Origin of the sequence: Nonomuraea wenchangensis (assembly GCF_900111685.1) — a bacterium.
Classification (GTDB): domain Bacteria; phylum Actinomycetota; class Actinomycetes; order Streptosporangiales; family Streptosporangiaceae; genus Nonomuraea; species Nonomuraea wenchangensis.
In genome coordinates this window covers 841,052-853,219 of sequence record NZ_FOHX01000002.1, presented here as the reverse complement: position 1 = coordinate 853,219, position 12,168 = coordinate 841,052, and the positions used below count along the sequence as shown (strand labels likewise).

The following is a 12,168-nucleotide window of genomic DNA, read 5'->3' as shown; positions in this document are numbered from 1 at the left end:
CGGTGGCGGGCGGGCTGCAGGAAGCTGCTGCGGGAAGTTGTTGCAGAGAATTGGGCCAACCTTTGAGAACGGCCCTCATCCTTTACCCAAGGTGCTATAACTGTAGCTCTCTGTAATGACCGTGAGCGCCGACTCCTGTGCAGAGGAGAGCGATGGAACGCGAGCCGAACCGACTGCTGCAGCAGCTCATCGCAGAGGCGGGTTTCTCCCACAAGGGACTCGCCAGGCGTCTCAACGACCTGGGTGCCGCCCGCGGCACTCCGGGCCTGAAGTACGACCATAGTTCGGTGCTGCGCTGGATCGGTGGCCAGCGACCGAGGGACCCGGTCCCCGGACTGCTCACGGAGATCTTCGCGATGCGCCTGGGCAGGCCGGTCACCACGGAAGACCTGGGCATGCCCGCCGTCATCACGCCCCTCGATCTCGGACAGGAGTTCACGCACACCTGGCAGGAGGGGGTCGCGACTGTGACCGCGCTGTGGCGGGCCGACGTGGAGAGACGGCGGTTCCTGATCGACTCGACCTTCGCCATCGGAGCAGGCTCCGTCGGAGCCGTCCGCTGGCTGACGTCCCCACCCGAGGGACGCCCGAGCAGCGGCGGGGCGCGGCGCGTGGGCCGCGCCGACATCGCCGCCATCCACGAGGTGACCCGGTCCTTCGGGGAGCTCGACAACCGTTTCGGCAGCGGCAGGGTCCGCTCGTCCGTCATCAAATATCTCGACACGGCCGTCTCGCCGCTGCTCAAGGACGGCTCCTACGGCGACGCCACCGGCCGGCAACTCGCGGCGGCCGCCGCCGAGCTGACCCGGCTGGCCGGCTGGATGGCCTACGACATGGAGCAGCACGGTCTCGCGCAGCGCTACCTCATCCAGGCGCTCCGCCTGGCCAGGGGCGCCGGCGACCAGACGCTCGGCGGCGAGATCCTGGCCGGCATGGCCCACCAGGCCATCTACATGGGCCAGCCGGACCACGCGCTCGATCTCGCGCGGGCGGCCCAGCTCGCGGCCCGCGGCGCGGGCGTCGGCACCCTGCTGGCCTCCGCGCACGTCCTGGAGGCGCACGCGCACGCGGTGCGGGGCGACTCCCGCTCCTGCGGCGCCTCGCTCAACCAGGCCGAGCACTCCTTCGAGGTCCGCAAGCCCGCCGACGAGCCCTCGTGGCTCGGCTACTTCGACGAGGCTTATCTGTCCGCCAAGTTCGCCCACTGCTTCCGCGACCTCGGCGACGGCTACCGGACCGTGCAGCACGCGCGGCGCTCGCTCGACATGGACTCCCGCTTCGTACGGGGGCGCATGTTCAACCTCTCCCTGCTGTCGGCGGGGCTGCTGCAGTGCGGGGAGCTGGAGCAGTCCTGCGTGGTCGCCTCCAGGGCCCTGTCGCTGGCGGGCGAGCTCCAGTCCGCCCGGTCCCGGTCCTACGCCGCGGATCTGCGGCGGCGGCTGGAGCCTTACAAGCATGAGGGGGCTGTGGCGGAGCTGCACGAGGCCACCCGGCAGCTCGCCGCGGTGGTCTGACATGCAGACGGCCCGGAGCGTCCACGCAGGACGCTCCGGGCCGCGCTTGCCGGGTTACTGCAACAGCTCGCCCTTCGGGCTCACGATGGCCTTCGTCTCGGCCAGGCTCGCCTGGTTGTAGACGTCGGCGACCTCGCCGTCGAAGTACGGAGAGCTGATGAAGTCGATCCGGTTGTTGCCGTCCTGGTCGGCGAACGTGCTCGTCACGCCGTTGACGTAACCGGTGCGCTTGTTGTTGTTGTACTTGATCAGCCAGGGGCCGCCGTCGGCGCCCGGCGTCATCGAGCACTTGAGCGCCTGGTGCGTCTCCACCTTGAAGGTGTTGATCTGGTACATCTTCGTGGCGGTCTTGCCCATGCAGTACTTCGGCGTCAGGCCGGTGTAGGGCTTGTCGCCGTCGGGGTGCGGGGCGCTCGGGTAGCCGAAGGCGATGACGCTCTGGTTCATGGGCTGGTTCCAGGCGAAGCCCTGGCCGCCGACGACGTCACCGAGCCGGCCGAGGTCCTTGGCCACGCCGATGAAGTAGTGGCCCTCGAAGTACTTGCGGGACGTGCCGGGCTTGACCCACTTCTGCGTGTAGTAGTGGGTGATGGCGTAGTTGCCGGCCTTGTCGGCGCCGGTGCCCTTCTCGCCGAGGCCCTTGTAGTCGTCCCACTGCTTCTTCGTCACCTGCTCGACGACCGGCTCGCCGAACTTGAAGCCTTGGCCCTTGCCGACCTTGGCGGCGACGTACTTCTCCTTGGTGGTCTCGACCTTCTCCAGGACCGCGTCCGGATGGTCGGGGCCGACCAGGTCGCTGTCCTTGTCCTCACCCTCGGACCAGCACTCGCCGAGGTTGAGCTGGCACTTGAGGAACTCCTCCTTGGAGATCTCACGCGGCTTGATCCACTTGTCGCCGAGCCACGCCTTGTACTCGCTGAGCGGGACCTCCTTCTCGGCGCCGAGCGCGACGCCGTTGTGGACGGCCACGAAGGCGTAGTCGCCGTCGTAGTCGTCGTAGGTGTCGAGGTCATAGGCGGTGAAGGCGTAGGCGCCGACGTAGATGCCCCAGGGGGCCTTGCCCTGGTAGTAGCCGGGGATGAAGACCCACTTGCGGAAGACGTCCTTGCCGCGCTCGTAGACGCAGTGGCCGGCGGTGACGACCAGGTTGCGGTGGCGCGACTGGATGGAGGTGGCCGAACACCAGCGGTACTTGCCGGAGCGGTCGATGAAGAAGACCTTGCCGATGGTCTTCGGCAGGTTGACGTTCTTCACCTTGGTGGCGGTGGCGACGGAGCCGGTGGGGGCGGTCAGGCCGGGCTTGCCGTCGTCAGGGGTCTTGCTCTGCGCGCCCACGAGCTTGGGCACGTTCTTGAAGTCCCAGTAGTACTGGGTGGCCTTGCGCAGGGCGGCGCCGTTGGCGTCGAGCCAGAAGTTCGCGCTGCTGTAGGCGTCAGCGGGCTTCGGCGCGAGCGGGTCGGTGGCCCAGTGCGGCTCGGCACTGGCGGGAAAGGCGAAGGTGGCGGCGGTCAGGCCGGCGGCGGCGAGGGGGATGAGCAGGCGCTTCAACGGGAGGCTCCACAGCGGTTGTCAAGAAACAGCGTAAAGACCCTATCGATCATCGTTCGGTCTGGTAAGGGTCCTTCTCGGATTTGTCTCCAGATAGGCCGAAGGGCCCGGCGAAAGCCGAGCCCTTCGGGTAAAACAGGCGGTCTGAGGTTTGGACCCCCAGCTCCAGAGGATGTCCTGAATTAGGACATCTTGCCGGACCACAGAGCGGCAGCAGCCTTGTAGACCGACGCGGTCTCGCCGTCGAAGTACGACGAGAAGATCGTGTCGTAACGGTTGTTGCCGTCCACGTCGCCGAACACCGCGGTGGTGACACCGTTGACGTAGCCGAGACGCTTGGCGTTGCTGTACTTGAGCAGCCACGGCGAGCCGTTGTAGCCGGGGGTGACGGCGCACTTCAGGGACACGAGCTCCTCGGCCTTGATGGCCGCGACCACGGTCCGCTTGGTGCTGGTCTTGCCGTAGCACCACTTCGGCGTGACACCCGTGTAGGGCTTGTTGCCGTCGGGGTGCTCGCCACCCGGGTACCCGAAGGTACGAACGTACTTGCCGGTCGGCTGGTTCCAGGCGAAGCCCTGGCCACCGACGTTGTCGCCCAGACGACCCGCGTCCTTGACGAAGTTCTGGATCAGGTAGAACTCGGTCTTGAAGAACTTGGTGTCGGTCCCGGGCACGCTCCAGGACTGGATGAAGTAGTGGGTGATGGTGTAGTTGCCGAACCTGTCGGCCTTCTCACTCTTCTCACCCGGGCCCTTGTAGCGGGCCCACTCGTGCGCGGACACCTGCTCGACGACGGGCTCGCCGAACTTGAAGCCCTCGCCCTTGCCGATGCCGCCGCGGATCCACTTGTCCTTGGTGGTCTCGACCTTCTCGACCACGGCGCCGGGGTAGTCCGGGCCAACCTTCTTGCCGTGCTTGCCGCGCTCGACCCAGTAGGAGTCAGTCGAGGTGGGGTCGAGCTTCCCCTTCAGGAACTCGTCCTTGGAGATCTCGACGTCCTTGTACTCCTTGAGGCCCTCGGCGGCGTCGTACTCCGCCTTGGTGACCTTCTTCGCGTCGCCGCCGCCCAGCGTGATGCCGTTGTAGACGGTGACGAAGGCGTAGTCCTTGTCGTAGTCCTCGTACGTGGCGAAGTCGTAGTGGGTGAAGGCCTGCTTACCCACGTAGATGCCCCACGGAGCCTTGCCCTGGTAGTAACCCGGGACGAAGACCCACTTGTCGAGGACGTGCCCGTTCGCACCGGTCTGGTACACGCAGTGACCAGCGGTGGCGACCAGGTTGTGGTAGGTCGACTGGATCGAGGTGGCGGAGCACCAGTACAGCTTGCCGTCACGGCCCTCGAAGAACACCTTGCCGATGGTCTTCGGCAGGTTCACGTTCTGGACCTTGACGGCGGCCTTCTTCTCCTCGCCAATCGGGGCGGTGGAGCCCGGCTTGGTGTCCGGGGTGTAGCCGCCCTTCTGGACGAGCTTGTTGACTTCCTTGTAGTCGTAGCGGTACACGGACGCGGCCCGGAGGGCGGCGCCGTTCGCCTTGAACCAGAAGTCAACGGTCTCGGCGACCTTGTTGTTCGGGGTCAGCGGCGCGTCGTCGACGACACCCGAGGCGGAAGCCGTGCCGGCCAGACCAGCAGCCAGCAGACCGGTGGCCAGGATGGCGCCACCGGCGGGGAGGAGGATGCGCTTCAAGGTAACTCCTTGCGCTGTCGTGGAACGCCTCTTGCGTCCCATGCGTCAGTAAAGGGATAGCCAGGAACATACAGTGTTGATCTTGAGCTCGGGTAGTCGCTTTGGAAGGAAAAGAGGCGACAAGTCGGGCGTAATCGTTCTGTGATGTTTAGACGGCTCGTGCGCAGGAGTTGAGGGAAGCGGCCCTTGCGGTCATTTGCCCTGATCAACATAAGTAAGGTGTGAGGGCGATCCGCGGGGCGCCGGCGCGCTCGCGGTTTCCGCTCCGCGAAGAGTGTGACGCAGATCACACCGCTCTGATGGCACCGTCTGGGCCCGGCGTGCGTCCAAAGCCCTTCACATTCGGGCCGAAACGCAGAAAGGGCCCGGCTGGCGGCCGGGCCCTTTGCTACGAACGGTTCACGACCGGTCGCGGTGTGTCACTTAGACGATCTTGCCGGACCAGTTGGAGGACGCGGCCTTGTAGACCGTGTTGGTCTCGCCGTCGAAGTACGGCGACGAGATGTAGTCCACGCGGCCGTTGCCGTCCTGGTCGTTGAAGGTGCTGGTGACACCGTTGACGTAGCCGAGACGCTTGGCGTTGCTGTACTTGTACAGCCACGGACCACCGTCGGCGCCCTCGGTCATGGCGCACTTGAGCGCCACGTGCTCCTCGATCTTCTTGGCGGCGGAACCGACCAGCTTCTTGGTGGTCTTGCCGTAGCACCACTTCGGCGTGACGCCGGTGTAGTTCTTGTTGCCGTCAGGGTGAGGAGCGGCCGGGTAGCCGAACACGCGGACGTACTTGCCCGTCGGCTGGTTCCAGGCGAAGCCCTGGCCGCCGACGTTGTCGCCGAGGCGACCGGCGTCCTTGGCGAAGCCCTCGATGATGAAGAACTCGGTCTTGTAGAACTTGGTGTCCGAGCCCGGGAGGACCCACGACTGCACGTAGTAGTGCGTGATCGTGTAGTTGCCGCGGTTGTCCGACTTCTTCTCGCCGAGGCCCTTGTACTTGTCGTAGTCGGCCTTGGAGACCTGCTCGGTGATGGGCTCACCGAACTTGAAGCCCTCGCCCTTGCCGATCCGGGCGTCGCGGTACTTCTCCTTGCTGGTCTCGACCTTCTCCACGACGGCGCCGGGGTACTCGGGGCCGACCTTCTTGGCCCTCTCGCCACGCTTGACCCAGTACGAGTCGGTGGAGGTGGGGTCGAGCTTCGCCTTGCGGAACTCGTCCCGGCTGATCTCGACGTCCTTCGCGTCCTTGATGCCGGTGTGGGCATCGAACGCGGCCTTGGTGACCTTCTTCGCGGTCCCGCCGCCGAGGGAGACACCGTTGTAGACGGTGACGAACGCGTAGTCGCGGTCGAAGTCCTCGTAGACGTCGAAGTCGTAGTGGGTGTAGGCGGTCTTGCCCACGTAGATGCCCCAGGGGGCCTTGCCCTGGTAGTAGCCCGGCACGAAGACCCACTTGTTCATGACATCGCTGTTGGTGCCGGTGTCATAGACGCAGTGGCCGGCCGTCGCGACCAGGTTGCGGTACTTGGACTGGAGGGAAGTGGCGGAGCACCACTTCTTCTCGCCCTTGCCGTTGACGAAGAAGACCTTGCCGATGGTCTTCGGCAGGTTCACGTTCTGAACCTTGGCCGCGGTCTTCTTCTCCTCGCCGATCGGAGCGGTCGAGCCCGGCTTGGTGTCCGCGCTGTAGCCGCCCTTGGTCTGGAGCTTGGCCACGTCGGACTTGTCCCAGACGTTCGACTCCTTGGCGGCCTTGAGGGCAGCACCGTTGTTCTCCGCCCAGAACTCGGCGATCGCCTTGGCGTTGGCCGCCGTGGTCGCCATGTTGTCCTTGGCGACGTCGGAGTTCGCCTGAGCCGTGCCGGCCAGGCCGGCGGCCAGAAGGCCGGTAGCCAGGATGGCGCCACCGGCGGGGATGAGGATGCGCTTCAAGGGAACTGCTCCTTGGTCTGTCGTGGGTCGCAACACGCGGCCCATGCGTCAGTAAAGGGATTGCAAGGAACATAGCGTGGTGATCTCCGCAGGTGAAACCCGGTCTGGACGAATCGGTAGGCGCTGTTACCTCCGTTACCTCGTCGTTATCTGTCAGAGGCCGTCCCGTGTTCACGCTGTTTGTGCAGGGTAAATGCGGTTTGCGGCTTGCGGGAGGAAAGTTCCGTTAGTGATCGACTCGGCCGAGCATGTGACATAGATCACAGGAACCAGAATCGGGTGTGTTCCGTCTAATTCCGGCTGATCTTCACAGGAGATCTTCAGGAAGCGGTCCGGAACTCACAGAAAACGGCACGAGGGCCCCCGCCGTGAGGCGGAGGCCCTCGCAGAAGATGGGTCTGTCAGGCGATCTTCGCGGGCGTGCTCTGCGCCGCCGCGCGCTGGTAGACCACGCCCGCGACCGTGTCGAAGTAGGGCGAGGAGACCGCGTCGTAGCGCTTGTCGCCGTCGCGGTCCCAGGTCAGGCTGTTGATGCCGGTCAGGCTGCCGATCTTGCGGCCCTTGTCGAAGTCGATCACCCAGGGGCCGCCGCTGGTGCCCGCGCTGAAGTCGCACGCCTGGAGCTGCACGCCCTTCTGCAGGTCCAGCGGCGGGGCGGCGTTCCAGATCGTCCGGCCCTCGCGGCACATCCGCAGCGTCTTGCCGTCGTACGGGCGGCTGCCGTCGGGCTGCGCCCCGGCCGGATAACCGAAGGCCGCGACCGTGTAGGTGCCCGGCTTCCTGTTGAGCTCCAGGCCGAGGCCGCCCACGTTGTCCTGGAGCCGGCCGACGTCCTGCATGGTGTACTGGCCGTTCTTGTTCACCCAGGCGAAGCCGCGGTGGACGGTGACGAAGGCGTAGTCGTAGTCGTAGTCGCCCCGGCCGATCCAGTCCTCGTGCAGGCTGATGGACGAGGCCACGTAGATGCCCATCGGCTGCTCGCCGCCGGGGCCCGGGTTGGGGACGAAGATCCAGTAGTCGGCGGCCTTGGCCTGCCGCGGATCGTAGGCGCAGTGCCCGGCGGTGGCGACCACGCTGCGGTTCCTGGCCGTGACCGCGCTGGCCGAGCACCAGTACTCCTTGTCGCCGAAGCGGAAGAAGACCTTGCCCATCGTGCTGCCGACCTGGGCGCCCTTGCGTGGCAGCGCGGGCGCGGCGAGGCGGCCGGCGCTGGACTTGCCGGTGCTCCCGGTGCTCGCCCTGGTGGTGGTGGCGGTGCGGGCGGCCGGGCCTGCGGCGGCGGCAGCGGACGTGGACTTCGGTGCGGCGGCGGCGCCCGGCGTGGCGGGGCTGTAGCTGTCGGTGTGCTTGAACTTCTCGGGCTTCCAGTAGTCGGCGACCCGCTTGACGTCCGCGGCGGTCTTGGCGAGGGCGATGTTCTGCACCTTGCCGGCGGCGCTGGTGGTGTCCGCGGCGGCGATCCCCGTGTGGGCAGGCAGCATCAGCAGCGCGCCGCTCAGCGCGGCGGCCAGCAGCTGCCGGGCCCGGGAGATCATGAAAAAGCCTTTCTTGGGGTCGTAAGGGGCGATTTTTCCAGATGAGCGGAGGGTATTGCAGCCCGGATAGGGATTCGTTACCTGATCCAGGTTCCAACGTGAACTATAAGGACGCCGTCAGCCCGCCACTTCGATACGTCGGAACGATCAAAAGACTTTCGACGTTCCAGCAGGTCAGAGCCATGATCGCGAAGAGGGGACGCGGCTCGGAACGCGCCGGCATTTCGCCGTGATCAGGTGGCGTGAGTCACGTCGAATGAGATCGAGGAGGCCCCGGATCCCGCAGGAGCCGGAGCCTCTGAGCCGCGTGTCGGTCACGGTATGTCGCCGGTCCAGCGGTTCGCCGCGGCCTTGTAGATCTTGTACGTCTCACCGTTGAAGTACGGCGACGAGAGGTGGTCGTAACGGCCGTCGCCGTCGGTGTCCCACGCCACGCTGCCCACGCCGACCAGATAGCCGGTGCGCGAGGCGCTCTTGTAGCCGGATAGGAAGGGCCCGCCGCCGGCGCCGGCTCCGGCGGTGAAGGCGCACGGGAGGCCGACGTGCTCCTGCGCGTTGTACTTCCTGGCCTCCGGCATCGGCCGGAGCTTTCCTGAGCAGCGCTTCATGGTGCGGCCGCCCGCCGGGTAGCCGAAGGAGGACACGCTCAGCTTGGTGCTCCGGTTCCAGGTGAAGCCCTGGCCGCCGACGTTGTCACCAAGGCGGCCGGCGTTCCTGAGCTGCCCTTGCCAGGACCTGCCGGCCTTCGTCCAGGAGACCTTGATGCCGTTGTGGACGTTGACGAACGCGTAGTCGTAGTCGTAGTCCTCGTTCACCGCGAAGTCGGCGTGCGTGTTGAAGGTCTTGGCGGCGTAGATGCCGTAGGGGGCCTTGCCGTCCTCGTACGAGGGGATGAACACCCAGTTGTCGTGGAAGGCGTTGCGCCTGGTGTCGTACACGCAGTGGGCGGAGGTCGCGACGAGGTCGCGGTGCTCGCTCCGCACCGAGGTGGCCGAGCAGGAGCGCCAGTTGCGTGGGTCGCGCGGGTCGGTACGCGGCAGCGTGAAGAGCACCAGCCCGACCGTCCTGGGCGCGTTGACGGGTTTGCTCTGTTTCGCGCCGCCGGTGGCCAGCCTGACGCGGTCCGGCGTCCAGAACAGGATCGCCTGTTCGGCGGGGGTGGTGGCGTTCCTGGCGACGACGTCCGAGGGGGCCGTGGCGCCGGCCGCGCCGCTGATGCTGCCCGCGGTCAGCCCGACGGCTGTCAGGGTGGTCGTGAGGCGTCTTGCTCGGGACTTCATGGAGCTCCTTCTCCGGGGGCCAGGAAAACGCTGGAAACGGTATTGAACGGCCTCAGCGGTCGCGAGTAATCGACGGAAAGAAGCATGACGCGGTTGTCGAGATAGCGAGATCGCATGTATGACGAAAAAGCATCTCCGCAGGTCAGAGCCGGTCCTTAAGGGACTCTGGTAATGGTGTCAACCGCATTGACAAAAGTCGCCACTTACCAACCGAATTTTGTTCTGGTTGGATGAGGGCATGGACTCGCGCACCCCCTGTCTCATCGGCATCGCGCAACGCACCGTGCGCGAGCAGCCCGGCCCCGAACCGCTCGACCTCTGGGAGGAGGTCGCGCGCGCCGCGGCCGACGACGCCCGGCTGCCGGTCGAGCGGCTGGAGTCGATCCAGATCGTCCACACCGACTCCTGGCAGTACGACTCGCCCGTCGGGCGGCTCGCCGAACGGCTGGGGGCGGCGCCGCGGCACCGGGCGTACTCGAAGGTCAGCGGCACGGCGCCGCAGACGCTGATCGGCGCGGCGGCGGCCGGGATCGCGGCGGGGGAGTTCACCTGCGCGCTCGTGACCGGGGCCGAGGCGCTGGCCACGCGGCGGGCCTACCGGCGGGCGGGCGAGCGCACGCCGTGGAGCCATCCGGCCGACCCCAAGCCCCCGTACGGCTGGGAGCGGCCCCCGAGCCAGGCCGAGCTGGCGCACGGACTGGTGCTGCCGGTGCACACCTACCCGATCATGGAGACGGCCCGGCGGGCGGCGCTCGGGATCTCCGTCGAGGAGGAGATGCGCGAGCGCGGGCGGCTGCTGGCGCCGATGACCGAGGTGGCCGCCGCCAACCCGTACGCCTGGCGGCGCACCCCTCGCGGCCCCGGCGAGCTGGTGACCGGCAGCCGTTTCGTCGGCTGGCCGTACACCAGGGACACCGTGGCCGTGCTGGAGGTGGACCAGGCCGCGGCCGTCGTGCTCGCCGGCAGCGCGCTGGCCGACCGGCTGGGCGTGCCCCGGGACCGGCGGGTCTACCTGCGCGGATGGGCCTACGGCGAGGACACCTGGGAGGTGGCGGCCCGGCCCGCGCTCGGCGCCTCGGAGGCGATCCCGCACGTGGCCGCCGCCGCCTTCGCGCGGGCCGGGCTCGGCCTCACCGACATGGACGCGCTCGACGTCTACAGCTGCTTCGCCATCGCGCTGCGGCAGGCGTGCGACGCGATCGGGCTCGACCCGTACGACCGGCGCGGCCTGACGGTCACCGGCGGGCTGCCGTACGCGGGCGGCCCGGCCAGCGACTACGTCCTCCACTCGACCGCGACCATGGCCGGGCTGCTGCGCGCCCAGGCGGGGCACGGGCTGGTGACCGGGGTGGGGATGCACCTGACCAAGCACACGTACGCGGTGTGGTCCAGCGAGCCCGGCGGCCGGCTGGGCGGCGCCGCGCCGGTGTTCACGGCCACGGGCGTGCCCGTCGTGGACGTCCACGAGGGCGCTGCGACGGTCGCCGGCTACACCGTCGCGCACGGCAGGGACGGCGCGGCCGAACGCGGCATCCTCGTGGTGGACCTGCCGGGCGGCGGGCGGGCGCACGCCGTGGTGGAGGAGCCGGCGCTGCTGGCGGAGGCCGAGTCGCGGGAGCTGGTGGGGCAGCGGGTCCGGCTCGTCTCGCCGGACGGCAAGGTCAACGTCGCCTCCTGGTGACCGGTTGTGAATTCGTGACCTGTCCGCCCGATGTGAGGGCTTGCGCCGTCGGCGGCCGCTCCTTTGAACTGGGAACGAGGGCGCAAGCCGCACTACTCCACGAGGAACGCCGGTGACTGACCGGTTGGACGTCATCGAAGCGGGCCAGAGCGGGCGCCGCCGCAGGATCGGCCTGGCGGTGCTGCTCGTGGCCGTGCTGGTGCCGGTGATCGGCCTGATCGTGAGCCGGCGGCCGCCGCCCGCCGCGCCGCCGCCCGCCCCCGAGCCGATCAGGTCGCTGACCAGGATCGACAGCCCGCCCAACATGCTGCGGGTCACGCCGGTGACGAAGGGCGGCGAGGCGGTCGTCGACGTGGTGTTCCCCGACGGGCGGCGGGCGAGCGTGCGCTATCCCGCCGCGCTGGACCTGGCCGGGATGGGGGTGCGGCCGTTCCAGGGGATGTGGATCGACGGGATCTACCGGCAGGTGACGGCGCCGTACAACGGGGAGATCGAGATCACCCAAGGCGGCGAGCCCATCCGCGAGTACGCCCCCAACGTCACCCTGTGGCCCCAGCAGGCGGGCAGCGGCGGGCGGGGCCAGGTGCTGCTGTTCGCCTTCGGCAAGTGGCGTCTCGCCCTGTACGACATGGGGGACGGCCTGACGTTCGAGCAGCGGCTCGCCGTGGCCCGGCGGCTGCGTGGCGAGGAGACCGAGGACGGCTACCTGGTGCTGTCGGGCGGCGGCCCGGTGCGGCTGGCCGAGCCGGGCGAGAAGGCCCGGGGCGAGCCCGTCGGGCCGCAGCTCTGGTTCGGCGGCGGCGGGCGGGCGATGGTCGCGCTCGTGCCGACGCCCCACTGCGGGAAGAAGGACCCGGTGCCGTTCGTGATCAGCGGGCGCGGCCGGCCCGCGCGCGCGGTGTGCCGCGGCGGCGTGCAGATCGCGGTGACCGGCCCGGACGACTACCGTGAGCAGGCGTTGCGCGGGATCAGGGTGACCTTCAAGGACTAGCGGCG

Annotated in this window: 8 protein-coding genes; 3 read left to right on the top strand and 5 right to left on the bottom strand. The window is 67.9% G+C overall.

Translation table 11 applies throughout. From position 1 onward, the window contains the following. Nucleotides 1–152: 152 nt before the first annotated feature. Complete coding sequence (locus BMW85_RS08050) at nt 153–1,514, top strand: NsdA family TPR-like regulatory protein (RefSeq protein WP_091078754.1); 1,362 nt, start codon at nt 153–155, stop codon at nt 1,512–1,514. A 54-nt stretch (nt 1,515–1,568) separates the two neighbouring features. Here the strand turns inward: BMW85_RS08050 and BMW85_RS08045 are convergent, their stop codons facing one another. From BMW85_RS08045 to BMW85_RS08025, 5 genes are all read right to left on the bottom strand, one after another. Then, complete coding sequence (locus BMW85_RS08045; protein WP_091078751.1) at nt 1,569–3,062, bottom strand: trypsin-like serine peptidase; 1,494 nt, start codon at nt 3,060–3,062, stop codon at nt 1,569–1,571. Nucleotides 3,063–3,244: 182 nt separating this feature from the next. After that, nucleotides 3,245–4,750 (bottom strand): trypsin-like serine peptidase, encoded by a 1,506-nt coding sequence (locus tag BMW85_RS08040; RefSeq protein WP_091078749.1) that lies wholly within the window; start codon nt 4,748–4,750, stop codon nt 3,245–3,247. A gap of 423 nt (nt 4,751–5,173) precedes the next feature. Continuing rightward, nucleotides 5,174–6,676 carry a trypsin-like serine peptidase gene (locus tag BMW85_RS08035; RefSeq protein ID WP_091078747.1) on the bottom strand — a complete coding sequence of 501 codons (1,503 nt, stop codon included), beginning with the start codon at nt 6,674–6,676 and terminating at the stop codon, nt 5,174–5,176. A 401-nt stretch (nt 6,677–7,077) separates the two neighbouring features. Then, a complete protein-coding gene (locus BMW85_RS08030) occupies nt 7,078–8,211 on the bottom strand; it encodes a trypsin-like serine peptidase (RefSeq protein WP_091078744.1) in 1,134 nt (377 codons plus the stop codon). Between the two features lie 314 nt (nt 8,212–8,525). Then, the gene (locus BMW85_RS08025) at nt 8,526–9,491 is read right to left on the bottom strand and encodes a trypsin-like serine peptidase (RefSeq protein WP_091078743.1); all 966 of its coding nucleotides are present in this window, start codon (nt 9,489–9,491) and stop codon (nt 8,526–8,528) included. 238 nt (nt 9,492–9,729) lie between these two features. Between BMW85_RS08025 and BMW85_RS08020 the strand changes: the two genes are divergently transcribed. Next, a complete protein-coding gene (locus BMW85_RS08020) occupies nt 9,730–11,172 on the top strand; it encodes an acetyl-CoA synthetase (protein ID WP_091078740.1) in 1,443 nt (480 codons plus the stop codon). 112 nt (nt 11,173–11,284) lie between these two features. Then, entirely contained in the window at nt 11,285–12,163 is an 879-nt protein-coding gene (locus tag BMW85_RS08015; protein ID WP_143082128.1) for a hypothetical protein, read from the top strand. The last annotated feature ends 5 nt before the right edge of the window (nt 12,164–12,168 follow it).

Excerpts from the sequence above, each read along its gene's own strand:
- BMW85_RS08050 (WP_091078754.1), top strand. The coding sequence starts at position 153 with ATGGAACGCGAGCCGAACCGACTGCTGCAGCAGCTCATCGCAGAGGCG.
- BMW85_RS08030 (WP_091078744.1), bottom strand. The coding sequence starts at position 8,211 with ATGATCTCCCGGGCCCGGCAGCTGCTGGCCGCCGCGCTGAGCGGCGCG.
- BMW85_RS08020 (WP_091078740.1), top strand. The coding sequence starts at position 9,730 with ATGGACTCGCGCACCCCCTGTCTCATCGGCATCGCGCAACGCACCGTG.
- BMW85_RS08025 (WP_091078743.1), bottom strand. The coding sequence starts at position 9,491 with ATGAAGTCCCGAGCAAGACGCCTCACGACCACCCTGACAGCCGTCGGG.